This window comes from Streptomyces achromogenes (assembly GCF_030816715.1).
Taxonomy (GTDB): domain Bacteria; phylum Actinomycetota; class Actinomycetes; order Streptomycetales; family Streptomycetaceae; genus Streptomyces; species Streptomyces achromogenes_A.
Genome location: NZ_JAUSYH010000001.1, coordinates 1,872,154 through 1,897,114, shown reverse-complemented (window position 1 = coordinate 1,897,114; position 24,961 = coordinate 1,872,154). Strand labels below are relative to the sequence as shown.

The 24,961-nt window shown below is 71.8% G+C and carries 23 protein-coding genes; 19 read left to right on the top strand and 4 right to left on the bottom strand.

Annotation, left to right across the window (positions count from 1 at the left end; all coding sequences use genetic code 11):
- Positions 1 to 138: 138 nt before the first annotated feature.
- Entirely contained in the window at positions 139 to 870 is a 732-nt protein-coding gene (locus tag QF032_RS08600; protein ID WP_306953822.1) for an SseB family protein, read from the top strand.
- Between the two features lie 56 nt (positions 871 to 926).
- Here QF032_RS08600 and QF032_RS08595 read toward each other — a convergent pair whose 3' ends face one another.
- Positions 927 to 1,295 carry a DUF1844 domain-containing protein gene (locus QF032_RS08595; protein WP_107444907.1) on the bottom strand — a complete coding sequence of 123 codons (369 nt, stop codon included), beginning with the start codon at positions 1,293 to 1,295 and terminating at the stop codon, positions 927 to 929.
- A 384-nt stretch (positions 1,296 to 1,679) separates the two neighbouring features.
- Here QF032_RS08595 and infC point away from each other — a divergent pair, with 384 nt between their 5' ends.
- The 9 genes from infC to QF032_RS08550 all read left to right on the top strand — a co-directional run bounded on the left by infC (position 1,680) and on the right by QF032_RS08550 (position 11,419).
- Complete coding sequence (infC, locus tag QF032_RS08590) at positions 1,680 to 2,387, top strand: translation initiation factor IF-3 (protein WP_306956170.1); 708 nt, start codon at positions 1,680 to 1,682, stop codon at positions 2,385 to 2,387.
- Positions 2,388 to 2,494: 107 nt separating this feature from the next.
- Positions 2,495 to 2,689, top strand: coding sequence for a 50S ribosomal protein L35 (gene rpmI / locus QF032_RS08585; protein ID WP_003977225.1), 195 nt, complete (start codon positions 2,495 to 2,497; stop codon positions 2,687 to 2,689).
- Positions 2,690 to 2,785: 96 nt separating this feature from the next.
- Positions 2,786 to 3,169: a 50S ribosomal protein L20 gene (gene rplT, locus QF032_RS08580; RefSeq protein WP_057580434.1), complete on the top strand. Its 384-nt coding sequence runs from the start codon at positions 2,786 to 2,788 to the stop codon at positions 3,167 to 3,169.
- Between the two features lie 189 nt (positions 3,170 to 3,358).
- Positions 3,359 to 4,219: a TrmH family RNA methyltransferase gene (locus tag QF032_RS08575; RefSeq protein WP_307055618.1), complete on the top strand. Its 861-nt coding sequence runs from the start codon at positions 3,359 to 3,361 to the stop codon at positions 4,217 to 4,219.
- Positions 4,220 to 4,266: 47 nt separating this feature from the next.
- Positions 4,267 to 5,382, top strand: a complete 1,116-nt coding sequence (locus QF032_RS08570) for a sensor histidine kinase (protein WP_307055616.1) — start codon at positions 4,267 to 4,269, stop codon at positions 5,380 to 5,382.
- Between the two features lie 177 nt (positions 5,383 to 5,559).
- Positions 5,560 to 6,681, top strand: coding sequence for a phenylalanine--tRNA ligase subunit alpha (gene pheS, locus QF032_RS08565; protein WP_306953827.1), 1,122 nt, complete (start codon positions 5,560 to 5,562; stop codon positions 6,679 to 6,681).
- On the top strand, positions 6,681 to 9,203 hold the full coding sequence (gene pheT / locus QF032_RS08560; protein WP_307055614.1) for a phenylalanine--tRNA ligase subunit beta: 2,523 nt from the start codon (positions 6,681 to 6,683) through the stop codon (positions 9,201 to 9,203). Before pheS ends, pheT begins: the two co-directional genes overlap by 1 nt.
- A 270-nt stretch (positions 9,204 to 9,473) precedes the next feature.
- Entirely contained in the window at positions 9,474 to 10,814 is a 1,341-nt protein-coding gene (locus tag QF032_RS08555) for a transcriptional regulator (protein ID WP_307041276.1), read from the top strand.
- 74 nt (positions 10,815 to 10,888) lie between these two features.
- Positions 10,889 to 11,419 carry an NUDIX hydrolase gene (locus QF032_RS08550; RefSeq protein WP_306953832.1) on the top strand — a complete coding sequence of 177 codons (531 nt, stop codon included), beginning with the start codon at positions 10,889 to 10,891 and terminating at the stop codon, positions 11,417 to 11,419.
- Positions 11,420 to 11,555: 136 nt separating this feature from the next.
- On the opposite strand, the gene QF032_RS08545 is transcribed toward QF032_RS08550, so the two are convergent.
- A complete protein-coding gene (locus QF032_RS08545) occupies positions 11,556 to 12,413 on the bottom strand; it encodes a 3-hydroxybutyryl-CoA dehydrogenase (protein ID WP_057580428.1) in 858 nt (285 codons plus the stop codon).
- Positions 12,414 to 12,594: 181 nt separating this feature from the next.
- On the opposite strand from QF032_RS08545, the gene QF032_RS08540 reads away from it, so the two are divergent.
- Positions 12,595 to 13,818, top strand: coding sequence for a glycoside hydrolase family 10 protein (locus QF032_RS08540; RefSeq protein ID WP_307041271.1), 1,224 nt, complete (start codon positions 12,595 to 12,597; stop codon positions 13,816 to 13,818).
- Positions 13,819 to 13,846: 28 nt separating this feature from the next.
- Here the strand turns inward: QF032_RS08540 and QF032_RS08535 are convergent, their stop codons facing one another.
- Both QF032_RS08535 and QF032_RS08530 read right to left on the bottom strand, forming a co-directional pair.
- Positions 13,847 to 14,050, bottom strand: a complete 204-nt coding sequence (locus tag QF032_RS08535; RefSeq protein WP_057580426.1) for a DUF1918 domain-containing protein — start codon at positions 14,048 to 14,050, stop codon at positions 13,847 to 13,849.
- Between the two features lie 46 nt (positions 14,051 to 14,096).
- Positions 14,097 to 15,014, bottom strand: a complete 918-nt coding sequence (locus QF032_RS08530) for a DMT family transporter (protein WP_307055612.1) — start codon at positions 15,012 to 15,014, stop codon at positions 14,097 to 14,099.
- On the opposite strand from QF032_RS08530, the gene QF032_RS08525 reads away from it, so the two are divergent.
- The 8 genes from QF032_RS08525 (at position 15,013) to QF032_RS08490 (ending at position 24,961) form a co-directional block, all read left to right on the top strand.
- Complete coding sequence (locus tag QF032_RS08525; protein ID WP_307041267.1) at positions 15,013 to 16,500, top strand: aminotransferase-like domain-containing protein; 1,488 nt, start codon at positions 15,013 to 15,015, stop codon at positions 16,498 to 16,500. The genes QF032_RS08530 and QF032_RS08525 overlap by 2 nt on opposite strands.
- 42 nt (positions 16,501 to 16,542) lie before the next feature.
- Positions 16,543 to 17,031: a GNAT family N-acetyltransferase gene (locus tag QF032_RS08520; RefSeq protein ID WP_307060187.1), complete on the top strand. Its 489-nt coding sequence runs from the start codon at positions 16,543 to 16,545 to the stop codon at positions 17,029 to 17,031.
- Between the two features lie 116 nt (positions 17,032 to 17,147).
- Positions 17,148 to 17,741: a histidine phosphatase family protein gene (locus tag QF032_RS08515; protein WP_306953840.1), complete on the top strand. Its 594-nt coding sequence runs from the start codon at positions 17,148 to 17,150 to the stop codon at positions 17,739 to 17,741.
- 196 nt (positions 17,742 to 17,937) lie between these two features.
- Complete coding sequence (locus QF032_RS08510) at positions 17,938 to 20,445, top strand: alpha-L-arabinofuranosidase C-terminal domain-containing protein (RefSeq protein ID WP_307055610.1); 2,508 nt, start codon at positions 17,938 to 17,940, stop codon at positions 20,443 to 20,445.
- Between the two features lie 241 nt (positions 20,446 to 20,686).
- A complete protein-coding gene (gene argC / locus QF032_RS08505; RefSeq protein WP_306953842.1) occupies positions 20,687 to 21,715 on the top strand; it encodes an N-acetyl-gamma-glutamyl-phosphate reductase in 1,029 nt (342 codons plus the stop codon).
- Complete coding sequence (gene argJ, locus QF032_RS08500; protein WP_307041260.1) at positions 21,712 to 22,863, top strand: bifunctional glutamate N-acetyltransferase/amino-acid acetyltransferase ArgJ; 1,152 nt, start codon at positions 21,712 to 21,714, stop codon at positions 22,861 to 22,863. Before argC ends, argJ begins: the two co-directional genes overlap by 4 nt.
- Positions 22,860 to 23,765, top strand: coding sequence for an acetylglutamate kinase (gene argB, locus QF032_RS08495; protein WP_306953844.1), 906 nt, complete (start codon positions 22,860 to 22,862; stop codon positions 23,763 to 23,765). Before argJ ends, argB begins: the two co-directional genes overlap by 4 nt.
- Positions 23,762 to 24,961, top strand: a complete 1,200-nt coding sequence (locus QF032_RS08490; protein WP_307041258.1) for an acetylornithine transaminase — start codon at positions 23,762 to 23,764, stop codon at positions 24,959 to 24,961. Before argB ends, QF032_RS08490 begins: the two co-directional genes overlap by 4 nt.

Here is a 24,961-nt window from a genome sequence, read left to right as displayed (position 1 = left end):
GGAGGCGGTGACTGTGCGGACCGTCGGGCGGGCGTGAGAGCCGGCTCAGCGGAGACTGAGAATCTGGTGAAAGCGGTCACCGCCGCGTTTCCGGCCCGGCACGAGACCGGGGGCATCCCCCCGATAGGGTCGACGACCGTGGCGAACAAGAACATTCCCGACCCCGGCTTCTCCGACGACGACGGCTCCGCCGATCCGCGGCTGAGCGCGGCGCTGGCCGCCTGGGCCGAGGACCGCACCGCCGTGGGACCGGTGCTGGAGGCCCTCAGGGGCGCCCGGCTCCTGGTGCCCGTGGTGGCCGTTCTCGGCGAGGTGGAGGAGGACGAGAACGGGCTGCGCCGCGAGAAGACCAGCGACATGGCCGTGCCGACCCTGAAGGCCGGCGCCCGCACCGCCCTGCCCGCGTTCAGCTCCACCGACACCCTCGCCCGCTGGGACCCCGAGGCCCGCCCGGTGGCCGTACCCCTGCACCAGGCGCTGCAGGCGGCCGCGCACGAGAAGGCGGACACGCTCGTCCTCGACCTGGCAGGACCGGTGCCCTTCGAGCTGACCGGGCCGGCACTCCTGGCGCTCGCCGAGGGCCGCACCTCCACCGACCCGCTCGACGACCCGGCGGTCGTCGCCGCGGTGCGGGCCGCCGTCGCCGCCGGGCCGGAGGTCGTCCGCGCCCACCTCGGGCCGGGCGGGGCGGACGGCATCCTCGCCCTCGTCCTCGACCCGTCGGCCGATCCCGCCGAGGCCGGCCGGGCGGTGGCCCGGCGGCTGGCCGCCGACGAGACGCTGAGGGCCCGCCTGGTACGCGGCCTCGACCTGGCACTGTTGCCGGCCGGTGCCACGCCTCCGGGCGAGCCCCTGTACGTCCGTGGATGAAATGGTCGGTTGATCGAACCGTTCGCGGACGATCTCGTGGACGAACCGGCCGCGGCTCAGCCGTAGACCGGGCCCGTGTACTTCTCGCCCGGGCCCTGCCCCGGCTCGTCCGGCACGACCGACGCCTCGCGGAACGCCAGCTGCAGCGACTTCAGGCCGTCGCGCAGCGGCGCGGCGTGGAAGGAGCTGATCTCGGTCGTGCTCGCGTCCAGCAGCCCGGCGAGCGCGGTGACCAGCTTGCGGGCCTCGTCCAGGTCCTTGTACGTGTCGCCCTCCTCGGTCAGCCCGAGTTTCACGGCGGCGGCGCTCATCAGGTTCACGGCGACCGTCACGATCACCTCGACGGCGGGGACCTCGGCGATGTCGCGGGTCATCTCGTCGAAGTCGGGGGAGCCGGCCGCATCGCCGGGGGAGGTGTCACTCATGCCCCACACGATAGGACCCGCCGCACGGCCTCTTGACAGCAGGAGGCGGACGGCGGCTGATTAGCGCCCGCCTGTCCGAGCTGCTAATCTCGTGTCACGACCGGTCGGACACGCGTGCCATCCAGCAGGCGGACCCGGCCCACAAGTGGAGGCTCCGAACTCCCACCCGATCGTCCCCCGAGGACGGCGGGTCACCCCGGTCAGGCGGTCCCCATCGTTCCGTACGGACGATGGAATCGCCCGGTAGTGCGCCCCGCGATCCTCGCGGCGGTGCTCCGGTAGTGCTTGGAGCCCCGCATGTGATCGTTCGGGGCATTTTTTGTGCGTCGACGTGGTTGGAAACATATCGAACACAGACGTTACGTGGCTGTCCGCCAGACTGCCGTGTGGTGCTACCGAGGAGGATCCATCAGCACCGAGCCCCGCATCAACGACCGGATTCGCGTTCCCGAAGTGCGACTTGTCGGTCCCAGTGGCGAGCAGGTCGGCATCGTGCCGCTTGCCAAGGCGCTGGAGCTTGCGCAGGAGTACGACCTCGACCTGGTCGAGGTGGCGGCGAGCGCACGCCCGCCGGTCTGCAAGCTCATGGACTACGGGAAGTTCAAGTACGAGTCGGCCATGAAGGCCCGTGAGGCGCGCAAGAACCAGGCGCACACGGTCATCAAGGAAATGAAGCTCCGGCCGAAGATCGACCCGCACGACTACGACACCAAAAAGGGTCACGTCGTCCGGTTCCTCAAGCAGGGCGACAAGGTCAAGATCACGATCATGTTCCGCGGCCGCGAGCAGTCCCGCCCCGAACTGGGCTACCGACTGCTGCAGCGTCTCGCGGAGGACGTCCAGGACCTCGGGTTCATCGAGTCGAACCCGAAGCAGGACGGCCGCAACATGATCATGGTCCTCGGTCCGCACAAGAAGAAGACCGAGGCCATGGCCGAGGCCCGTCAGGCGCAGGAGGCCCGCAAGGCCGAGGCGAAGGCCAATCCGGGCCGTTCGCAGAACGCCGCGGACGCCGACGCCGTGAACGCCGAGGCAGACGTCGAAGCCGACGTCGACGTCGAGGCCCCTGCCGAGGCTTCCGCCGAGGCGTGATCCACGGGGCGCGAGTCCCGAGGGCGAATCCGATACAAGCGACGTTCCACCGTGCCCGGTTTCACGACCGGGCACCGGAACGCCACCGACGAGGAGAGAACGGCGCTATGCCGAAGAACAAGTCGCACAGCGGTGCCAGTAAGCGCTTCAAGATCACCGGCTCCGGCAAGGTGCTCCGTGAGCGCGCCGGCAAGCGCCACCTGCTCGAGCACAAGTCGTCCCGCGTGACGCGTCGCCTCACCGGCAACGCCGAGATGGCCCCGGGCGACGCCGCGAAGATCAAGAAGCTTCTCGGCAAGTGACGTCAGGCGCAACCATCGCGTCTGATCCCTGACCGGGACCCAATCGTTTCCGGGTCGTGTGAGTCCAACCGCGGCCCCGCTACAAGGAGTTAACAAGTGGCACGCGTCAAGCGGGCAGTCAACGCCCACAAGAAGCGCCGGGCGATCCTCGAGGCGGCCTCCGGCTACCGCGGTCAGCGTTCGCGCCTGTACCGCAAGGCCAAGGAGCAGGTCACCCACTCGCTGGTCTACAACTACAACGACCGCAAGAAGCGCAAGGGCGACTTCCGTCAGCTGTGGATCCAGCGCATCAACGCTGCGGCCCGCCAGAACGGCATGACGTACAACCGCCTCATCCAGGGTCTGAAGGCCGCGAACATCGAGGTCGACCGCAAGATCCTGGCCGAGCTGGCCGTGAACGACGCCACCGCGTTTGCCGCGCTGGTCGAGGTCGCGCAGAAGGCACTCCCCGCGGACGTGAACGCGCCCAAGGCCGCGTGACGCTGCGCTGGCTCTGAGCCGACGTCAGTGAAGGACCCGCAGGTTCCATCCTGCGGGTCCTTTGCTGCTGACGCCCGCTGAGGCCGTCCGTTCGGGTGCGGGCCGCCGATGGCCGGTCGCGCAGTGCCCCGCGTCCCCAGGTCGGATCACTCGCGCCGGCCGAAAGTCCATTGAATTGCGAAGGTGAACATGCCCCCCGCCAGCCCCGAGCTGATCTCCCCCCGCTCCCCGCGTGTCTCCGCCGCCCGGCGGCTTGCCCGGCGGAACTTCCGGGGGAAGGAGCGGCTGTTCCTCGCGGAGGGGCCGCAGGCCGTGCGGGAGGCGGCCGCGCACCGGGACGGCGGCGAGCCGACCCTGGTGGAACTGTTCGCCACCGTCGAGGCCGCGGAACGCTACGCCGACATCATCGCCGAGGCCCGCGCCGCCGGCGCCCGGGTGCACCTGGCCGCCGAACAGGTCATCGAGGACGTCTCCACCACCGTCACCCCGCAGGGGCTCGTGGGCGTCTGCCGGTTCGTCGACACGCCCTTCGAGGACGTCCTCGCCGCCCGGCCGAAGCTCGTCGCCGTCCTGGCCCATGTGCGCGACCCCGGCAACGCCGGCACCGTGCTGCGCTGCGCGGACGCCGCCGGCGCCGAGGCCGTCGTGCTGACCGACGCCAGTGTGGATCTCTACAACCCCAAGGCCGTCCGGGCCTCCGTCGGCTCCCTCTTCCACCTGCCCGTCGCCGTCGGCGTCCCCGTCGAGCAGGCCGTGGCCGGACTGAAGGCGGCCGGGGTGCGCGTCCTCGCCGCCGACGGCGCCGGCGACCACGACCTCGACGACGAGCTCGACCGGCGGACCATGGGCGGGCCCACCGCCTGGGTCTTCGGCAACGAGGCATGGGGGCTGCCGGAGGAGACACGGGCCCTCGCGGACGCCGTCGTGCGGGTGCCGATCCACGGAAAGGCCGAGAGCCTGAACCTCGCGACCGCCGCCGCCGTATGTCTCTACGCGTCGGCCCGTGCACAGCGCGCCTCCGGAGGGTGCCGCTCCGTCACCGACAGCTAGTAGGGTGGCGTGCTCGGGGCTCCTCGTCTGGGAGGTGGGGTACGGGGATGAGTGTCGGCACGAACAGCGCACCGGAAGCGGCTCGATCCGCCGGTGACCTGGCCGAACTCGGCATAGACCCCGACGACCTGCCCGACGGGCTCGTCGTCGCCGACGAGCACGGGCACGTCGTCTGCTTCAACGCCGCAGCGCAGCGCATCACCGCCGTCGCCGCCGCGGACGCCCTCGGCCAGCGCCTCGACAAGGTCCTGCCGCTGGAGGACCTCGAAGGCCGCCGCTGGTGGCAGCTCACCGACCCCTACGGCGGCCTCGCCATCCGCGTCGGCCAGCCCGAACGCAACCTGCTGCTGCCGGGCGGACGCGAGGTGCTCGTCTCGGTGCGCTACGTCCGCACCGGACCCACCGGACCCGTCCGCCGGGTCGTCGTCTCGATCCGCGACACCGAGGCCCGCCGCCGCACCGAACGCAGCCACGCCGAGCTGATCGCCACCGTCGCCCACGAGCTGCGCTCGCCCCTCACCTCGGTCAAGGGCTTCACCGCCACCCTGCTCGCCAAGTGGTCGCGGTTCACCGACGACCAGAAACGGCTGATGCTGGAGACCGTCGACGCCGACGCCGACCGGGTCACCCGTCTCATCGCCGAACTGCTGGACATCTCGCGCATCGACTCGGGGCGGCTGGAGGTACGCCGCCAGCCCGTCGACATGGGCGCCGCCGTGGGACGTCACATCCAGGCGTACGTGGCCGCCGGACAGCCCGCCGACCGGTTCCTGCTGCGCATCGAACAGCCGCTGCCCGCCCTGTGGGCCGACCCCGACAAGGTCGACCAGGTACTCAGCAACCTCATCGAAAATGCGGTGCGCCACGGCGAGGGAACCGTCACCATTGACGTCACGCCCGCCGCGTCTCCCCGTGAGGGGGAGGAAACCGGTACCTCGGTCACCGTGAGCGACGAGGGCGCAGGCATCCCGGAGGACTCCATGAACCGCGTGTTCACCCGCTTCTGGCGGGGCAGCAAGCGCGGCGGCACGGGCCTCGGGCTGTACATCGTCAAGGGCATCGTCGAAGCCCACGGCGGCGTCATCACCGTCGGCCGCGCCTCGGGCGGCGGCGCGGAGTTCCGATTTACGTTGCCCGTGAGCACCCCGGCATATCTCACCTGAGACGGCCGGACGGCCCGCGGGCGCGTTCGCAACACCTGCACCCCGTTAGACTCGGCCTTTGGCACCTTTGTGGCCCAGGGACGGCCCTCTGACCTCTGCGTGAGTCGGTGACGGGGACATTCAGCCTGGGGGCACCTCCCAGCGGTAGCTGGGGGACAAACGGAAGCACGGGAAGAGATGTCGGCACCGAATAAGTCGTACGACCCGGTAGAGGTCGAGGCCTTGAAACCGGAAGAGATCGAGCGCATGCGGGACGAGGCGCTCGCCGCCTTCGCCGCCGCGGACTCCCTCGACGCGCTCCAGGAGGCCAAGGTCGCCCACACCGGCGGCACCTCCCCGCTGGCCCTGGCCAACCGCGAGATCGGCGCGCTGCCGCCGCACGCCAAGGCCGCCGCGGGCAAGCTGGTCGGCCAGGCCCGGGGCGCCGTGAACAAGGCCCTCGCCACGCGTCAGGAGGAGCTGGAGGCCGAACGCGACCAGCGCGTCCTGGTCGAGGAGGCGGTGGACGTCACACTGCCCTACGACCGCGTGCCGGCCGGCGCCCGCCACCCGCTCACCACCCTCTCGGAGCGCATCGAGGACGTCTTCGTGGCCATGGGCTACGAGGTGGCCGAGGGCCCGCAGGTCGAGGCCGAGTGGTTCAACTTCGACGCCCTCAACATCGGACCGGACCACCCGGCCCGCGGCGAGCAGGACACCTTCTTCGTCGAGGGACCGCAGGGCGGCACCGAGTCCGGCGTCGTGCTGCGCACCCACACCTCGCCCGTGCAGATCCGCTCGCTGCTCTCGCGCGAGGTGCCGGTGTACGTGATCTGCCCCGGCCGCGTGTACCGCACCGACGAGCTGGACGCCACGCACACCCCGGTCTTCCACCAGGTCGAGCTGCTCGCCGTCGACGAGGGCCTGACCATGGCCGACCTCAAGGGCACCCTGGACCACATGGTCCAGTCGCTGTTCGGCGAGGGGATGAAGACCCGGCTGCGGCCGAACTTCTTCCCGTTCACCGAGCCGTCCGCCGAGATGGACATGGTCTGCTACGTCTGCCGCGGCGAGTCCGTCGGCAACCCCGACCGGCCCTGCCGCACCTGCTCCAGCGAGGGCTGGATCGAGCTCGGCGGCTGCGGCATGGTCAACCCCAAGGTGCTGGCCGCCTGCGGCGTCGACCCGCAGAAGTACAGCGGGTTCGCCTTCGGGTTCGGCATCGAACGGATGCTGATGTTCCGCCACAACGTCGAAGACATGCGAGACATGGTCGAGGGTGACGTCCGGTTCACCCGGCCGTTCGGGATGGAGATCTGATGCGGGTCCCGCTTTCCTGGCTGCGGGAGTACGTCGACCTGCCGGCCACCGAGACCGGCCGCGACGTGCAGGCCAAGCTGGTGTCGGCCGGCCTCGAGGTCGAGACCGTCGAGCACCTCGGAGCCGACCTGAAGGGCCCGCTCGTCGTGGGTCAGGTGCTCACCATCGAGGAGCTCGAGGGCTTCAAGAAGCCGATCCGCTTCTGCACCGTCGACGTGTCGACCGCCAACGGCACGGGTGAGCCGCAGGAGATCGTCTGCGGCGCCCGCAACTTCGCCGTCGGCGACAAGGTCGTCGTGGTCCTTCCCGGCGCGGTCCTGCCCGGTGGTTTCGCGATCGCCGCGCGCAAGACGTACGGCAAGACCTCCCACGGCATGATCTGCTCCGGCGACGAGCTGGGCATGGGCGACGACGGCAGCCACGGCATCATCGTGCTGCCACCGGAGACCGAGGTCGGCAAGGACGCCATCGAACTGCTCGAGCTGGTCGACGAGGTGCTGGACATCGCCGTCACCGCCAACCGCGGCGACTGCCTGTCCATCCGCGGCGTCGCCCGCGAGGCCGCCATCGCCTACGGTCTGCCGCTGCGCGACCCGGCGCTGATCGACGTACCGGCGCCGAACGCCTTCGGCTACCCCGTGCAGGTCTCCGAGCCGATGGGCTGCGACCGCTTCACGGCCCGCACCGTCACCGGTCTGAGCCCCGAGGCGCGCTCCCCGATCTGGCTGAAGCGCCGGCTGCAGAAGGTCGGCATGCGTCCGATCTCGCTCGCCGTCGACGTCACCAACTACGTGATGATGGAGCTCGGCCAGCCGCTGCACGCCTACGACCGCAACCTGGTCCAGGGCACGATCGGCGTCCGCCGGGCCGCGGAGGGCGAGCGGATCGTCACCCTCGACGGGGTGACCCGCACCCTGCACGCCGAGGACCTGGTCATCACCGACGACCGCGGTCCCATCGGCCTGGCCGGCGTCATGGGCGGCGCCGACACCGAGATCGCCGACCACGACGCCTTCGAGAACGGCGGGAACGCCACCGGTGACGTGGTCATCGAGGCCGCCCACTTCGACGCGGTGTCGATCGCGCGCACCGCCCGCCGGCACAAGCTGTCCTCGGAGGCCTCCCGCCGCTTCGAGCGCGGCGTCGACCCGCAGGCCGCGGCGGCCGCCGCGCAGCGCACGGTCGACCTGCTGGTCCTGCTCGCGGGCGGCACGGCCGACGCCGGTGTCACCGAGGTCATCGCCCCGTCCGCCCCGCACACGATCAGCGTCCCGGCCAACCACCCGGACCAGGTCGCGGGCATGGTGTACGGCCGGGAGACCGTCGTCCGCCGGCTGCAGGAGATCGGCTGCGACGTCTACGGGCAGGACGAGCTGATCGTCACCGTGCCGTCCTGGCGGCCCGACCTCGCCGCGGCCAACGACCTCGCGGAGGAGGTCATCCGGCTGGAGGGCTACGAGAACCTGCCGTCCACGCTGCCCAAGCCGCCGTCGGGCCGCGGTCTCACCCACCGGCAGCGGCTGCACCGCCGTGTCGGCCGCGCGCTGGCCGGCGCCGGTTACGTCGAGGCGCCGAACTACCCGTTCGTGAGCGAGCAGGTCTTCGACCAGCTCGGCCTCGACGCCGACGACCCGGCCCGCCGAGTCGTGCGGCTCACCAACCCGCTCAACGACGAGGAGCCCGCGCTCCGCACGTCGCTGCTGCCGGGGCTGCTGGCAGCGCTGCGGCGCAACGACGGCCGGGGCTCGCACGACCTGGCCCTCTTCGAGACGGGCCTGGTCTTCCTCCCGCGCGAGGAGCAGGGCGTCGCCGGTCAGCCGCCGGTCGACCGCCGTCCCACCGACGAGGAGCTGGCGTCGCTGGACGCCGTGCTGCCCGAGCAGCCGCGCCATGTCGCCGCAGTCCTCACGGGCGCCCGCGAGCAGGCCGGCTGGTGGGGCAGGGGCCGTCCGGCGGACTGGGCCGACGCCGTCGAGGCGGCGCGCACGGTCGCCCGGGAAGCCGGCGTCGAACTGATCGTCCGCAAGGGCCAGTACGGGCCGTGGCATCCCGGCCGGTGCGCCGAGTTCGTCGCGGTCGTGGACGGCGCGGAGCGGGTCGTCGGTCACGCGGGCGAGCTGCACCCCCGGGTGCTGAAGGCGCTGAGCCTGCCCGCCCGCACCTGCGCGATGGAGCTGGACCTCGACGTCCTCGAGGCGGCCGGCGACGACACCCCGCAGGCGCCGGGCATCTCTGCCTTCCCCGTCGCCACGCAGGACGTCGCCCTCGTCGTCGACGGGTTCGTCCCGCACGCCGAGGTCGAGGCGGCGCTGCGCGAGGGCGCGGGCGAACTGCTGGAGGCAATCCGGCTGTTCGACGTGTACGAGAACGCGGAGCAGCTGGGCGACGGGCGCAAGTCGCTCGCCTACGCGCTCCGCTTCCGCGCCGGCGACCGGACGCTGACGGTCGACGAGGCGTCGGCGGCGAGGGACGCGGCGGTGGCCCTGGCCGGCGAGCGCACCGGAGCCGTCCTGCGCGGCTGACCACGGCGGACCACACCGACGGCGCGGCCCCTTCTCCCCTTGGCGGGGGCGGGGGACCGCGCCGTCGGCCGTGTGACCCGAAATCGCCGGGCCGTCGCTTTTCGAGGGGGAGCCGACGGCCCGGCGAACCCCTTACGAGGCATTCCAGTCGAACCGACCGGAAACACTCGGCGACAGTGCGCAGACCCGATGAGTGCACGCATTCCGTTCGCACCCCGTGTGAAGCCCGGCCCACTAGGCTGACGGCACCGAGGTACCGGGGGGCCATCCATGCAGCCCAACACTCTGCTCGACGCGATCCTGGACGAGGCGGGCATCTCGCACGCGGGTCTCGCCGCCCACGTCAACCAGGCCGGCCGGGCCCGCGGACTGGCCCTGCGCTACGAGCACACGGCGGTCGCCCGGTGGCTGAAGGGGCAGCGGCCGAGGGGCCAGGTGCCGGACCTGATCTGCGAGGTGCTCGCGGGCCGGCTGCACCGTCCGGTCACCCTCGACGCCATCGGGCTCGGCGTCCCCGGCGAGTCGTCCGCCCCGCACGGCACCTCGCTCTCCGGGTTCGTCGAGCGGGCCACCGCGCTGTGGCGCTCCGACGAGCAGCAGCGTCCGCATCTCCTGGGCGCCCCCGCCGTCACCGGCACGCCTGCCGTGATGCCGGTCTGGGAGTGGGAGAACCCGCCGGAGGACGTGGACGTCTCGCGCGGCGGCCGGCATCGCGTCACCTCCGCCGACCTGGAGATGCTGCGGGCCGCCCGCACCCACTACGAGCAGCTGTACCGCAAGGCCGGCGGCATCGCGACCCGCAGCCGCATCGTCGGCTTCCTGAACGCCGAGGCCGCCCCGCTGCTGCGCGGCAGCTACACCGACGAGACGGGCCGTCAGCTGCACCGGGCGACCGGGGGGCTGGTGGCGGTCGCCGGGATCTGCGCCTACGACTCGGACGCGCACGGACTGGCCCAGCGCTACTTCCACCAGGCGCTCCGACTGGCCAAGGCCAGCGGGGACCGGGGACTCGGGGCCTACGTCATCGCGCTTCTCGTCAACCAGTCGTTGTACATGCGGGAGTACCGGCAGGCGGTCGCCTTCGCGGAGGCGGCGCTGCGGGCGGCGGGCAAGCACATCACGCCCGCTCTCGCCTCGGATCTGTACGCGATGCAGGCCAAGGCGTACGCCCACCTCGGTGACGGTACGAGCGCCCTTTCGTGCATCCGGCGTGCCGAGACGGCCGCGGACCGCATCCTGCGCGGACGCGAGCCGGACGAGACGGGCTATGTCCAGCCGGGCCTGGTCAACGTCCAGGTGGCGGAGGCGCTGCTCAGTCTCGGTGAACTGGCCGCGGCCGCCGAGCACGCGGCGGCCGCCGTGGGCACCCCCGCGCACGACCGGGGCCGGGTGCACCGGCTGGCCATGCTCAGCACGATCGAGCTGCGGCAGGGCAATGCCGACAAGGCGGTGGTCACCGCGATGGAGATGGCCGAACAGGCCCGGGGGATGGAGTCGCAGCGACTGCGCGACAGACTCCGGGCGGTGCGAGAACACCTGGTGCGCAGCGGTTGCGCCGGCACCGCCGAGGCGGCCGAACTCATCGACGGGGCGCTGCGCGTACCGCTGTAGACGGGACCGGCCGCCACCGTCGCCGCATGGTTCCTGCTGCGATATTGCCACTACTCGACGGAAGGTGGCAGAACGTGCAGTGGACGAAACAGAACGAGCAAACTGTCTATGAAAACCGCTGGTTCAGCGTCAATCTGGCAGATGTGGAGCTGCCCGACGGTCGGCACCTCGACCACTTCCTCATACGGCTGAGGCCGGTCGCCGTGGCCACGGTCGTGAACGCGGCGAACGAGGTGCTCCTGCTGTGGCGGCACCGTTTCATCACCGACAGCTGGGGCTGGGAGCTCGCGGCGGGCGTGGTCGAGGACGGCGAGGACGTCGCCCGCGCCGCCGCCCGGGAACTCGAGGAGGAGACCGGCTGGCGGCCCGGGCCGCTGCGCCACCTGATGAGCGTGGAGCCGTCCAACGGGCTCACCGACGCCGTCCACCACATCTACTGGTCGGACCGCGGGGAGTACCTGGGGCACCCGGTGGACGACTTCGAGTCGGACCGCCGGGAGTGGGTTCCCCTGAAGGCCGTTCCCGACCTGGTCGCCCGGGGGGAGGTCCCGGCCGCCAACATGGCGGCGGCGTTGATGCTGCTGCACCACCTCAGGATCGGCTGAGCCGCGTGGCGCCGGACCCCGCGGGCCCGCTCGGGCGCCCGTGCGGAGCGCGCGGACCACGAGCGCACCCGGCGGGTGAACGCCGGGGGCCCGGCGCTCCGCGGAGAGCCGGGCCCGTCGCGCACCGCGCCGGCGGTCAGTACGTGTAGAAGCCCGAGCCGGTCTTGCGGCCGAGCCGGCCCGCGTCGACCATCCGCTGGAGCAGCGGGGGAGCGGCGTACAGCGGCTCCTTGTACTCGTCGTACATGCTCTGCGCCACCGAGGCCACGGTGTCCAGGCCGATCAGGTCGGACAGCTTCAGGGGGCCCATCGGGTGGGCGCAGCCCATCTCCATGCCGTTGTCGATGTCCTCGCGGCTGGCGATGCCCGTCTCGAACATCCGGATCGCGGAGAGCAGATACGGGATCAGCAGGGCGTTGACCACGAAGCCGGAGCGGTCCTGGGCACGGATCGCGTGCTTGCCCAGCACCTTCTCCGCGAACAGCTGCGCGCGGCCGAGCGTGCCCTCGGAGGTGGTCAGCGCCGGGATCAGCTCGACCAGCTTCTGCACCGGGGCCGGGTTGAAGAAGTGGATGCCGACGACCTGGTCGGGCCGCGAGGTGGCGACCGCCAGCTTCACCAGCGGGATGGAGGAGGTGTTGGAGGCCAGGATGGCGTCCGGGCGGGTCACCACCTGGTCGAGGACCTGGAAGATCTCCGTCTTGACCTGCTCGTTCTCCACCACCGCCTCGACGACCAGGTCCCGGTCGGCGAACTCGCCGAGGTCCGTGGTGAAGCTCAGGCGCGCCAGCGTCGCGTCGCGCTCCTCCTCGGAGATCTTGCCGCGCTCGGCGGCCTTGGCCAGGGAGTTGAACAGCCGGGTACGGCCGATCTCCAGGGCTTCGCCGGTGGTCTCGGCGACCTTGACGTCGAGACCGGCGCGGGCGCAGACCTCGGCGATGCCCGCCCCCATCTGGCCGCAGCCCACCACTCCGACCCGTTCGATGTCGGTCACATCGTCCCTTTCGCCGCGCTGACTTCGTTGGCAGGGGCACGCCCGCCGGATCCCGGCAGGCCTGCTCCGATCGTGCACGTTACTAGCAAGTATCGATGATCGATCGCCGGGGTGGGGGCATGCTGGGGCCCGACACGATCCGTGACCGTACGGATCCGCGGAGTATGTGGGGATGTGTGCGATGGGGCGACTGACCCGGCGGGCGTTCGCGCTGGCAGCGCTGTCGGCGTTCACCACGACGGGGGCGGCGGCCGCTCCCGCGGGGGAGCGAAGAGCGACGACGACCGAGATGCGGGGGATGTGGGTGGCGACGGTCTCCAACCGCGACTGGCCGTCCCGCTCGGGCCTGTCCGCCGCCGAGCAGCGCGCCGAACTGATCGCGCTGCTCGATCTGGCGGTCAGCAGACGGCTCAACACGGTGGTCCTCCAGGTGCGGCCCACGGCCGACGCGCTGTGGCCCTCGCCGTACGAGCCGTGGTCCCAGGTGCTCACCGGCGTCCAGGGCCGCTCGCCCGGCTGGGACCCGCTGGGCACGGCCGTCACGGAGGCCCACGCACGCGGACTCCAGCTGCACGCCTGGTTCAACCCGTACCGGGTCGCCACCCACGACGACCCCGCGAGGCTCGTCGCCTCCCACCCCGCGCGCAGACACCCGGACTGGGTGGTCCCGTTCGGCGGGAGGCTCTACTACAACCCCGGCCTGCCCGAGGTCCGCGCCTTCGTCCAGGACGCCATCCTGGACGCGGTCCGCAGGTACCCCCTGGACGCCGTGCACTTCGACGACTACTTCTACCCCTACCCGGTGGCCGGCCAGAGCTTCGACGACGAGGCCGCCTACGACGCCCACGGCGGCGACTTCTCCGGCCGGGCCGCCTGGCGGCGCGACAACGTCGACCGGCTGGTGCTGGAGACCGCCGCCCGGATCAAGGCCGTACGGCCCACGACACAGTTCGGCATCAGCCCGTTCGGAGTGTGGCGCAACGCCTCCACCGACCCGCGCGGCTCCGGCACCCGGGCGCTGCAGTCGTACGACGACATCCACGCCGACACCCGCAAGTGGGTGCGCGAGGGCTGGATCGACTACGTGGTGCCGCAGCTGTACTGGAACATCGGGCTGTCGGCCGCCGACTACGCCGAGCTCGTGCCCTGGTGGGCGGAGGTGGCGAAGGGCAGCCGCACCCGTCTGTACATCGGCGAGGCCCTCTACCGGGCCGGCGATCCCACGCAGCCCGCGGCCTGGCAGGACCCGGCCGAACTGTCCGACCACCTCGACCTGGCGGCCCGGCACCCAGAGGTGCGCGGGCACGTCTTCTTCGCCGCCAAGGACGTGCGGACGGACCGGATCGGGGCGATGGCACGGGTGGTCGCCGACCACTACCCGAGACGGGCGGAGCCTCCGCGCTGAGCCGTTGCCGCGGAGCCTCCGCCGGGCGTCACGGCCGGGGCTCCCCGGCCGTCCTGTGGCGGATCTCGGTGTCGGGGCCGGGGGAGCACACGCCGACGTGCCCGTCCTCGAAGCGGACGCGGTACGGGGGGTTGCCCGCCTGCCCCATCACCTCGAGGATCTCGCCGACCTTGTCGTGTTGCCCGACCACCCTGCCGTGCTGGACGAACTGGTCGCCCTCGGTTGCGCGCATCTGTGGGCCTCCTCACCGGGTGCGGGAGCGGCGGCGCGTTCCTGGGCTAACCGCGCGCCCGCTGTGTGACGGCGATGCAGACGAGCACGGCTGCCGCCGTCAGCGGAGCGGCGGCAGTGAGGTGCTCGCCCAGCAGCAGCACCGACCACACCAGTGTGAGCAGCGGCTGGGCCAACTGCAACTGGCTGGCCTTGGGGACGCCGATGGCCGCCATGCCCCGGTACCAGACCACGAGGCCGAGGAACTGCGAGCCCGCCGCGACCCACAGCAGCCCGGCCACGCTGTGCGCGGTCAGGTGGACGCTTTCGTGGGCGAGCGCGAGCCAGGCCGCGGGCACGCCGACGGGCAGACAGAGCACCAGCGCCCAGCCGATCACCTGCCAGCCCGGCATGACCCGGGCCAGCCTGCCGCCCTCGGTATAGCCGGCCGCGCACACCAGGAGCGCCCCGAACAGATACAGGTCGGCCGTGGTCAGGGCTCCGCCGCTCTGCTGCACGGTGAACGCGGCCACCGCGCAGGCGCCGACCAGGGCCGCCGCCCAGAACGTGCGGGACGGCCGCACGCCCGTGCGCAGGGCGGACAGCAGCGCCGTCGTCAGCGGCAGCAGACCGACCACCACGGCGGCGTGCGCGGTGGTGGACGTGCGCAGGGCGAGCGTGGTGAGCAGCGGGAAGCCGACGACCACCCCGCCGGCGACGACGGCGAGCCCCGCCCAGTGCCGCCGGGCGGGCCGCGGGACGCGCAGCGCGAGCAGGCACGCACCGGCGATCAGAGCGGCCAGGACGCTGCGCACGGCGACCAGCGACCACGGGCCGAAGCCTTCGAGGCCCCAGGCGGTGGCGGGGAAGGTGAGGGAGAAGGCGACGACGCCGAGGGCGGCCTGCGGGGTGCCGTAGTGACCGCCTGGTCGAGAGGTGCTGACCGCTATCGCCGGCCGGGTAGTAGCGCTACTCTGTGTTGTCATGCAAGAGCGTAGCAGTGTGGGTGAGCTGGCGGATCGACTGCGAGGAGAGCTCGACCGCTACTCTCCGGGTGGAAAGCTCCCGTCGAGTCGGGCCCTGGTGGAGCGTTTCCGGGTGAGCCCGGTGACCGTCTCGCGGGCGCTGGCACAGCTGGCCGCCGAGGGCCTGGTGGTGACCCGGCCCGGCGCGGGCGCCTTCCGGACCCGGCCGGCCCGCCCCACGGCCGCGCCCGCGGCCGACACCTCCTGGCAGGAGGTCGCGCTGAGCGCGGACGGCGCCGCCGACCTGGTCCCGCGCTCGGTGGACGCCTCGGGCGTCACGGTGTCGCTGGCCGTTCCGCCACCCGGCGTGATCGAGTTCAACGGCGGCTATCTGCATCCCTCGCTGCAGCCGGAACGCGCGATGGCGGCGGCTCTGGCGAGAGCCGGGAGGCGTCCCGGAGCCTGGGGGCGGCCGCCCATGGAAGGGCTGCCCGAGCTGCGCGCGTGGTTCGCCCGGGCCGTCGGCGGCTCGCTCACCGCGGCCGAGGTGCTGGTGAGCGCGGGCGGCCAGGCCGCGCTGACCACCGCCCTGCGCGCCCTCGCCCCGCCCGGCGCCCCGGTCCTGGTCGAGTCGCCGACGTACCCCGGCATGCTGGCGATCGCCCGGTCGGCGGGGCTGCGCCCGGTGCCGGTGCCGGTCGACGCGGACGGCGTGCGCCCGCAGCTGCTCGCCGACGCGTTCCGGGCCACCGGCGCCCGGGTCTTCGTCTGCCAGCCGCTGTTCCAGAACCCGACCGGCGCCGTGCTCGCCGCCGACCGCCGCCCTCAGGTCCTCCGCATCGCCCGGGAGGCGGGCGCGTTCGTCGTCGAGGACGACTTCGTGCGCCGGCTCGCCCACGAGGACGCCGGGCCGCTGCCGAGGCCGCTGGTCGCCGACGACCCCGACGGCGTCGTCGTCCACGTGGGTTCGCTGACCAAGGCGACCTCGCCGAGCTTCCGGGTCAGCGCGCTGGCCGCCCGCGGCCCGGTCCTGGAGCGGCTGCGCGCCATCCAGGTCGTCGACACCTTCTTCGTGCCCCGCCCGCTGCAGGAGGCGGCGCTCGAACTCGTCGGCTCGCCCGCCTGGCCCCGCCATCTGCGCGCCGTGGCGGCCGAGCTGCGGGCCCGGCGGGACGCGATGACCTCCGCGCTGCGGCTGCGGCTGCCCGAACTCGACCTGCCGCACATCCCGTCCGGCGGCTACCACCTGTGGCTGCGGCTGCCCGACGGAGCCGGGGACGCCTCGCGGGCCGTCGGTTCCCAGACGGAGGCGGCGTTCACGGCCGCCGCCCTGCGGGCCGGCGTCGCCCTCACCCCCGGCCGGCCCTACTTCAGCGCCGAACCCCCGGCCGCCCACGTGCGGCTGAGCTTCGCCGCCGTCGCCGGGGCGGAGGAGATCGCCGAGGGGGTCCGGCGGCTGCGGGCCGCGTACGACGAGGCGCTGCCCGCAAACCGTTCGACAGCGTGAACGCCGTCCTGTGAGGATCCGGCCATGACAGCCACGGACGCCATGAACGCCCCGAATGCCAAGAATGCCAAGAATGCCAAGAACGCCACCCCGCCCCTCGCCGAGGGATACGAGATCTCCACCGACCCCGCCCGCGTCGACGCCGAGCGCGTGCACCGCTGGCTGTCCACGGACGCGTACTGGGCGACGGGCCGCGAGCGGGAGAAGCAGGACCGGGCGATCGACGTTTCGCTGAACTTCGGGGTGTACGACACGGCGTCGGGGGAGCAGGTCGCCTACGCGCGGGTGGTGACGGATTTCGCCACCTTCGCGTGGCTGTGCGACGTCTACGTGGACCGGGCGGCGCGGGGGAAGGGCATCGGCACCGCGCTGGTCGCCGCCGTCCGCGACCACCTGCGTCCCTATGACCTGCGCCGCATCCTGCTCGCCACCCACGACGCACACGGGGTGTACCGGCAGGTCGGCTTCGAGGCGCTCGAGAAGCCGGACAACTGGATGGCGCTGATCTTCGACGAGCCCGGTCCGGCGTGACGGCGGCGCTGTTTTCTGGCGACTTGCCCGAAGAGCGCTGAACCCGTCGGCGAGTTTCTTCCGGTCGTCCGCCGACACCTCTTGACCTGCGCAGTTACGCGGCTCACCATCACCGCATGCCACTTCGGGTCACCTTCGTCGCCGCCGCTCGCAGCTCCCCGCTGCTCGCGGAACGCTTCGAGGACGACCGGCCGCTGGACCAGGCGGGCTGGGGCGAGGTGCAGCGCGCGGCCGGCGAGCTGATCCCGCTGGCCGCCGCCGAGCTGCGCTACTGCTCGCCGACCCCGCGCAGCCGGGCCACCGGGGACGCGCTCGGATACGCCCCGCTGGTGCAGTTGGCGCTGCGGGACTGCGACATGGGCCGCTGGCGCGGTTTCACGCTCGGCGAGGCGATGGCGCGGGAGCCGGAGGCCGTGGACGCCTGGCTGGCCGACCCCCTCGCCACTCCGCACGGCGGCGAGTCCCTGCTCGGGTTCATCTCCCGGGTGGGCGGCTGGCTCGACACCCGGCCGGTGGAGGACGGCTGCCGCATCGTCGCCGTCGCCGAGCCGAGCGTGATCCGCGCCGCCCTGGTGTACGCGCTCAAGGCGCCGCCCTCGACGTACTGGAACATCGACGTGCGCCCGCTGTCCACGACCACCGTCACCGGCCGCGGGGGCCGCTGGAACCTCCGCCTCGAAGGGGCTCCGGCTCAGCCCACGCGCGCATAGCCGACGACGAGGAGCAGGCCCCCCGGCACTGGCCGGAACTCGCCCATGGGACGCCGCCCGCCGTCACACCCGCCGTCGCACGCCCCATTGACGTGCCTCATTCACCTCCCTATCTTGCCGTTCGCAGTGCTGATCATCGTCTGATATTTCGAACGACTCGCAGGACAACTCGCACCACCGAGCCGCGGAGTTATCCATGTCACGCAGCACCACCCCCATCACCCGCACCGCCCGCACGCGCTGGAGAATCGGTCTTCCCGTCACGGCCCTGCTGACCGCCACCGCGCTGCTCCCCGCCCCGGCGCACGCCGAGTCCGTGACCGACTACGCCATCACCGTCGACCCGTCCGCCAAGGGCGCGAAGATCGACGACACGATGTACGGCGTCTTCTTCGAGGACATCAACCGGGCGGCCGACGGCGGCCTCTACGCCGAACTCGTGCAGAACCGGTCCTTCGAGTACGCCCCCGTCGACAACAGGTCGTACACCCCGCTCACGTCCTGGACGGTCGAGGGCGCGGCGCAGGTCCTGAACGACGCCGGACGTCTCAACGACCGCAACCGCAACTACCTCTCGCTGGCCGCCGGCTCGTCCGTGACGAACTCCGGGTACAACACCGGCGTCCGGGTCGAGCAGGGCAAGAAGTACGACTTCTCGGTGTGGGCCCGCGCCGAGCACGGCAGCACCCTCGCCGTGAGCCTCCAGGACGCCGACGGGGCGCTGGCCGCCGCCCGCACGGTGGCCGTGCGCACCGGCGGCTGGGTCCAGTACCGGACGTCCTTCACCGCCGCCCGCACCAGCAGCAACGGCCGTCTGACGGTGGCCTCCTCGGCCGCGGCCGCCCTCGACATGGTGTCGCTGTTCCCCCGGGACACCTACCGCAACGAGCCCAACGGGCTGCGCAAGGACCTGGCCGAGAAGGTCGCCGCCCTGCACCCGGGCTTCGTGCGCTTTCCCGGCGGCTGCCTGGTGAACACCGGTTCCATGCAGGACTACAGCGAGGCCTCCGGCTGGCAGCGCGCCCGCTCCTACCAGTGGAAGGACACCGTCGGACCCGTCGAGCAGCGCGCCGTCAACTCCAACTTCTGGGGCTACAACCAGAGTTACGGCCTCGGCTACTACGAGTACTTCCGTTTCGCCGAGGACGTCGGCGCGATGCCGCTGCCCGTGGTCCCCGCCCTGGTCACCGGCTGTGGCCAGAACAAGGCGGTCGTCGACGAGGCGCTGCTCAAGCGCCACATCCAGGACACCCTGGACCTCATCGAGTTCGCCAACGGCCCGGTCACCTCCACCTGGGGCAGGAAGCGCGCCCAGATGGGCCACCCCAAGCCCTTCCACCTCACGCACCTCGAGGTCGGCAACGAGGAGAACCTCCCCACCGAGTTCTTCGCCCGATTCAAGGAGTTCCGCACCGCCGTCGAGGCCAAGTACCCGGACGTCACCGTCATCTCCAACTCCGGCCCCGACGACTCCGGTTCGACCTTCGACACGGCCTGGCAGCTCAACCGGGACGCCAAGGTCGACATGGTCGACGAGCACTACTACAACAGTCCGCAGTGGTTCCTCCAGAACAACGACCGCTACGACTCCTACGACCGCGGCGGCCCCAAGGTCTTCCTCGGCGAGTACGCCTCCCAGGGCAACGCCTTCAAGAACGGCCTGGCCGAAGCCGCGTTCATGACCGGCCTCGAACGCAACGCCGACGTCGTCAAGCTCGCCTCCTACGCGCCGCTGTTCGCCAACGAGGACTACGTCCAGTGGCGTCCGGACCTGGTGTGGTTCAACAACCACGCCTCCTGGAACTCCGCCAACTACGAGGTCCAGAAGCTGTTCATGACCAACGTCGGCGACCGGGTGGTGCCCTCGACGGCCACCGGCACGCCCTCCCTCCAGGGCCCGATCACGGGCGCCGTCGGCCTGTCGACCTGGGCGACGAGCGCCGCGTACGACGACGTGAAGGTGACCGGTGCGGACGGCGCGTCGCTGCTGAGCGACGACTTCTCCGGCGACGCCTCGCGGTGGACGCACACCGGCGGCGGCAGCTGGTCGCTCCAGGACGGGCAGTACGTGCAGACCGACACCGCCGCCGAGAACACCATGGTCTCGGCCGGTGACGCCGCCTGGCACGACTACGACCTGCATGTGAAGGCCACCAAGAAGTCCGGCAAGGAAGGCTTCCTCGTCGCGTTCGGCGTCAAGGACACCGGCAACTTCTACTGGTGGAACCTGGGCGGCTGGAACAACACCCAGTCCGCCGTCGAGCAGGCCGTGGACGGCGGAAAGTCGACGCTGATCTCCAAGGCCGGGTCCGTCGAGACGGGCCGCGCCTACGACGTCGACGTCAAGGTGCGCGGCCGCCAGGTCACCCTCTACCTCGACGGCCAGGAGTGGGGCAGCTTCACCGACGACAAGCCGGCCGAGCCGTTCCGCCAGGTCGTCACCAAGGACCGGAAGACCGGCGACCTGATCGTCAAGGTCGTCAACGCCCAGCCCTCGGACGCCCGCACGGCGATCGACCTCGGCCGCGCCAAGGTCGCCTCCAAGGCGGAGGCGACCACCCTCGCCGCGGCCCCGGACGCGGTCAACACGGAGACCGGGACGCCGGTCGCCCCGGTGACCTCCACCGTCACCGGGGTCGCGGGGAAGTTCACCTACACCTTCCCGGCGAACTCGATCACCTTCCTGCGGATCAGGCAGCGCTAGCGGACCGGCGGGCGTGGGCGGCCACCGCTCACGCCCGCCGGACGCCACGGCCCCTCCGGGAACCCCCGCGCCGGAACCGCGCCGCCGGTCGGATCCAGGCCGGCCGGCGCCGTCACGGCGATCATCGGGCCGAGGTTAGGCGGGACGGGGGAGCGGGCAAAGATCACTCCGGGCCGACTCCTGCATGGATTGCATAAACGTGCATGGAAACGTATAGTCATGCCATCCAGGAGGAGGAGTCATGGTGGTACGTGCGGCGGTGGCCGGAGCGAGCGGGTACGCGGGCGGAGAGCTGCTGCGCCTGCTCCTCACGCACCCCGAGGTCGAGATCGGCGCCCTGACCGGCCATTCCAGCGCGGGACAGAAGCTGGGCGCGCTCCAGCCGCACCTGCTGCCGCTGGCCGACCGCGTGCTCCGGGAGACCACCCCCGAGGTCCTCGCGGGACACGACGTCGTCTTCCTCGCCCTCCCGCACGGCCAGTCCGCGGCCGTGGCCGAGCAGCTCGGCCCGGAGGTCCTCGTCATCGACATGGGCGCCGACTTCCGGCTGAAGAACCCGGCCGACTGGGAACGGTTCTACGGCTCCGCGCACGCCGGGACCTGGCCCTACGGCCTCCCCGAACTGCCGGGCGGCCGCGCGGCGCTGGAGGGGTCCAAGCGCATCGCGGTCCCCGGCTGCTATCCCACGGCCGTCTCGCTCGCGCTCTTCCCGGCGTACGCGGCGGGCCTGACCGAGCCGGAGGCCGTGATCGTCGCCGCCTCCGGCACCTCCGGCGCCGGCAAGGCGGTCAAGCCGCACCTGCTGGGCTCCGAGGTCATGGGGTCCATGTCGCCGTACGGCGTGGGCGGCGGCCACCGGCACACCCCGGAGATGATCCAGAACCTCAGCACCGCCGCCGGGGAGCCGGTCTCCGTCTCCTTCACGCCCACCCTCGCGCCGATGTCCCGCGGCATTCTCGCCACGTGCAGCGCCAAGGCGAAGCCCGGCGTCACCGCCGAGTCCGTGCGCGCCGCCTACGAGAAGGCCTTCGCCGACGAGCCGTTCGTCCACCTCCTCCCCGAGGGGCAGTGGCCCGCGACGGCGTCCGTCTACGGCTCCAACGCCGTTCAGGTGCAGGTCGCCCACGACCCGGCGGCGGACCGCGTCATCGTCGTCAGCGCCATCGACAACCTGACCAAGGGCACCGCCGGCGGCGCCCTGCAGAGCATGAACATCGCCCTCGGCCTCGACGAGACCACCGGGCTTTCCACGATCGGAGTCGCACCGTGAGCGTCACGGCAGCCAAGGGATTCACGGCGGCCGGCATCGCCGCCGGAATCAAGGAGAACGGCAACCCGGACCTGGCCCTCGTGGTCAACAACGGGCCCCGCCGCGCCGCCGCCGGCGTCTTCACCTCCAACCGCGTGAAGGCCGCGCCCGTGCTGTGGTCCGAGCAGGTCCTCAAGAGCGGCGAGCTGACCGCCGTCGTGCTGAACTCCGGCGGCGCCAACGCGTGTACGGGGCCCAAGGGCTTCCAGGACACGCACGCCACGGCCGAGAAGGTCGCCGAGGTGCTGGAGATCGGCGCGGGCGAGGTCGCCGTCGCGTCCACCGGCCTCATCGGCGTCCTGCTCCCCATGGACAAGCTGCTGCCGGGGATCGAGACCGCCGCGGGCCGGCTCTCCGAGGACGGCGGCGAGAAGGCCGCCATCGCCATCAAGACGACGGACACCGTCCACAAGACGTCCGTGGCCCGGGGCGACGGCTGGACCGTCGGAGGCATGGCCAAGGGCGCCGGCATGCTCGCCCCCGGCCTCGCCACCATGCTGGTCGTCCTCACCACCGACGCCGACCTCGACAGCGCGACCCTGGACAAGGCGCTGCGCGACGCCACCCGGGTCACCTTCGACCGGGTCGACTCCGACGGCTGCATGTCCACCAACGACACCGTGCTGCTGCTGGCCTCAGGAGCCTCCGACGTCAGCCCGCCGTACGAGGAGTTCGCCGCGGCCGTGCGCACCGTGTGCGACGACCTCGGCCAGCAGCTCATCCGGGACGCCGAGGGCGCCAGCAAGGACATCAAGGTCGAGGTCGTGGGGGCCGCCAGCGAGGACGACGCCGTCGAGGTGGGCCGCTCGATCGCCCGCAACAACCTCCTCAAGTGCGCCGTCCACGGAGAGGACCCCAACTGGGGCCGGGTGCTCTCCGCGATCGGCACCACGAAGGCCGCCTTCGAACCGGACCGGCTCAACGTCGCCATCAACGGCGTCTGGGTCTGCCGGAACGGCGGCGTCGGCGAGGACCGCGACCTGGTCGACATGCGCTACCGCGAGGTGCACATCGTCGCCGACCTGGCCGCCGGCTCGGAGTCGGCCGTCATCTGGACCAACGACCTGACCGCCGACTACGTCCACGAGAACAGCGCGTACTCCTCATGAGCAACACGACCCGCAAGCACACCGCGCTCCCCAAGGCCCAGATCCTCATCGAGGCGCTGCCCTGGCTGGTCCGCCACAACGGCAAGACCGTCGTCATCAAGTTCGGCGGCAACGCCATGATCGACGAGGACCTGAAGGCCGCCTTCGCCCAGGACGTCGTCTTCCTGCACCACGCCGGCATCAGGCCGGTCGTCGTGCACGGCGGCGGCCCGCAGATCAGCGCCGCCCTCGACCGGCACGGCATCGTCAGCGAGTTCAAGGCCGGCCTGCGCGTCACCACCGAAGAGGCGATGGACGTCGTACGGATGGTGCTCGCCGGGCAGGTCCAGCGCGAGCTGGTCGGCCTGCTCAACCAGCACGGCCCGCTTGCCGTCGGTCTGACCGGCGAGGACGCGCACACCATCACCGCCACCAAGCACCAGCCGCAGATCGACGGCGAGTCGGTCGACATCGGGCGGGTCGGCGAGATCACCGCGATCGACACGGGCGCCATCGAGGCCCTGCTCGCCGACGGCCGCATCCCGGTCGTCTCGTCGATCGCCAGGAGCCAGGACGACGGACATGTCTACAACGTCAATGCTGATACGGCGGCTGCGGCACTCGCTGCTGCTCTGGGCGCCGAAACCCTCATGGTCCTCACGGACGTCGAGGGCCTCTACGAGGACTGGCCCGACAGCGACGAGGTGATCAGCCGCCTCACCGCCTCCCAACTGGAGAAGCTGCTGCCGGAGTTGAGCTCCGGCATGGTTCCGAAGATGGAGGGCTGTCTGCACGCCGTGCGGGGCGGCGTGAACACCGCCCGCGTCATCGACGGGCGGGTCCAGCACTCGATCCTGCTGGAGATCTTCACCGACGAAGGGATCGGCACGATGGTCGTGCCGGACGGACAGGGGGAGCCGTGAGCGACGCCAACCAGGAACTGACCGCGCGGTGGCAGAGCGCGTTCATGAACAACTACGGCACCCCGCTGCTGCCCCTGGCGCGCGGCGAGGGCAGCCGGGTCTGGGACGCCGACGGCAAGGAGTACCTCGACTTCGTCGGCGGCATCGCGGTCAACGCCCTCGGCCACGCCCACCCGGCCGTCGTCGAGGCCGTGAGCCGGCAGATCGGCTCCCTCGGCCACATCTCCAACTTCTTCATGGCCGAGCCGACCGTCGCGCTCGCCGAACGGCTGCTGCGGCACTTCGGCCGGGACGGCAGGGTCTTCTTCTGCAACTCGGGCGCCGAGGCGAACGAGGCCGCCTTCAAGATCGGCCGGCTGACCGGGCGGACCCGTGTCGTCGCCACCGAGGGCGCCTTCCACGGCCGGACCATGGGCGCGCTCGCGCTCACCGGCCAGCAGGGCAAGCGGGAACCGTTCCTGCCGCTGCCCGGCGACGTCACCCACGTGCCGTTCGGCGACGCCCAGGCACTGGCCGCCGCCGTCACCGAGGAGACGGCGCTCGTCGTCCTCGAGCCGATCCAGGGCGAGCTGGGCGTCGTCGTGCCGCCCGCCGGGTATCTGAAGGCCGCCCGCGCCATCACCGCCGCGACCGGCGCGCTGCTGGTCCTCGACGAGGTGCAGACCGGCGTCGGCCGGACCGGGCAGTGGTTCGAGTACCAGGCCCACGAGGGCGTCCTGCCGGATGTCGTCACGCTGGCGAAGGGGCTCGGCGGCGGACTGCCGCTGGGCGCGACGGTAGCCTTCGGGCGGGCCGCGGACCTGCTGCAGCCGGGCCAGCACGGGACCACCTTCGGAGGCAACCCGGTCGCCTGCGCCGCCGGCCTCGCCGTCCTCGAGACGATCGAGAACGAGGGGTTGCTGGAGAACGTCAAGCGGCAGGGCGAGAGGTTGCGGGACGGAATCGAGGCCGTCGGCCACCCGTTGATCGATTATGTCCGGGGCGCCGGCCTCCTCCTGGGTATCGTGCTCACCGAGCCCCTCGCGCCCCAGGTGCGCCAGGCGGCTCAGGAGGCCGGGTTCCTGGTGAACGTGCCCGCCCCCGACGTCATCCGACTGATGCCGCCGCTGAACCTCGGCGACGACGAGGCGGAGGCGTTCCTCGGGGCGCTGCCCGGCATCCTCGACGCAGTGAACGGGGACCGATCCGGAGAATGA

Bases quoted from the DNA above. Each gene is read 5' to 3' on its own strand.
- QF032_RS08525 (WP_307041267.1), top strand. From the start codon at position 15,013: ATGCAAGAGCGTAGCAGTGTGGGTGAGCTGGCGGATCGACTGCGAGGA.
- QF032_RS08510 (WP_307055610.1), top strand. From the start codon at position 17,938: ATGTCACGCAGCACCACCCCCATCACCCGCACCGCCCGCACGCGCTGG.
- QF032_RS08530 (WP_307055612.1), bottom strand. From the start codon at position 15,014: ATGACAACACAGAGTAGCGCTACTACCCGGCCGGCGATAGCGGTCAGC.
- QF032_RS08570 (WP_307055616.1), top strand. From the start codon at position 4,267: ATGAGTGTCGGCACGAACAGCGCACCGGAAGCGGCTCGATCCGCCGGT.
- QF032_RS08540 (WP_307041271.1), top strand. From the start codon at position 12,595: ATGGGGCGACTGACCCGGCGGGCGTTCGCGCTGGCAGCGCTGTCGGCG.
- QF032_RS08555 (WP_307041276.1), top strand. From the start codon at position 9,474: ATGCAGCCCAACACTCTGCTCGACGCGATCCTGGACGAGGCGGGCATC.
- argB (WP_306953844.1), top strand. From the start codon at position 22,860: ATGAGCAACACGACCCGCAAGCACACCGCGCTCCCCAAGGCCCAGATC.
- rpmI (WP_003977225.1), top strand. From the start codon at position 2,495: ATGCCGAAGAACAAGTCGCACAGCGGTGCCAGTAAGCGCTTCAAGATC.
- pheS (WP_306953827.1), top strand. From the start codon at position 5,560: ATGTCGGCACCGAATAAGTCGTACGACCCGGTAGAGGTCGAGGCCTTG.
- QF032_RS08595 (WP_107444907.1), bottom strand. From the start codon at position 1,295: ATGAGTGACACCTCCCCCGGCGATGCGGCCGGCTCCCCCGACTTCGAC.
- QF032_RS08515 (WP_306953840.1), top strand. From the start codon at position 17,148: ATGCCACTTCGGGTCACCTTCGTCGCCGCCGCTCGCAGCTCCCCGCTG.
- argC (WP_306953842.1), top strand. From the start codon at position 20,687: ATGGTGGTACGTGCGGCGGTGGCCGGAGCGAGCGGGTACGCGGGCGGA.
- QF032_RS08575 (WP_307055618.1), top strand. From the start codon at position 3,359: ATGCCCCCCGCCAGCCCCGAGCTGATCTCCCCCCGCTCCCCGCGTGTC.
- QF032_RS08535 (WP_057580426.1), bottom strand. From the start codon at position 14,050: ATGCGCGCAACCGAGGGCGACCAGTTCGTCCAGCACGGCAGGGTGGTC.
- pheT (WP_307055614.1), top strand. From the start codon at position 6,681: ATGCGGGTCCCGCTTTCCTGGCTGCGGGAGTACGTCGACCTGCCGGCC.
- QF032_RS08520 (WP_307060187.1), top strand. From the start codon at position 16,543: ATGAACGCCCCGAATGCCAAGAATGCCAAGAATGCCAAGAACGCCACC.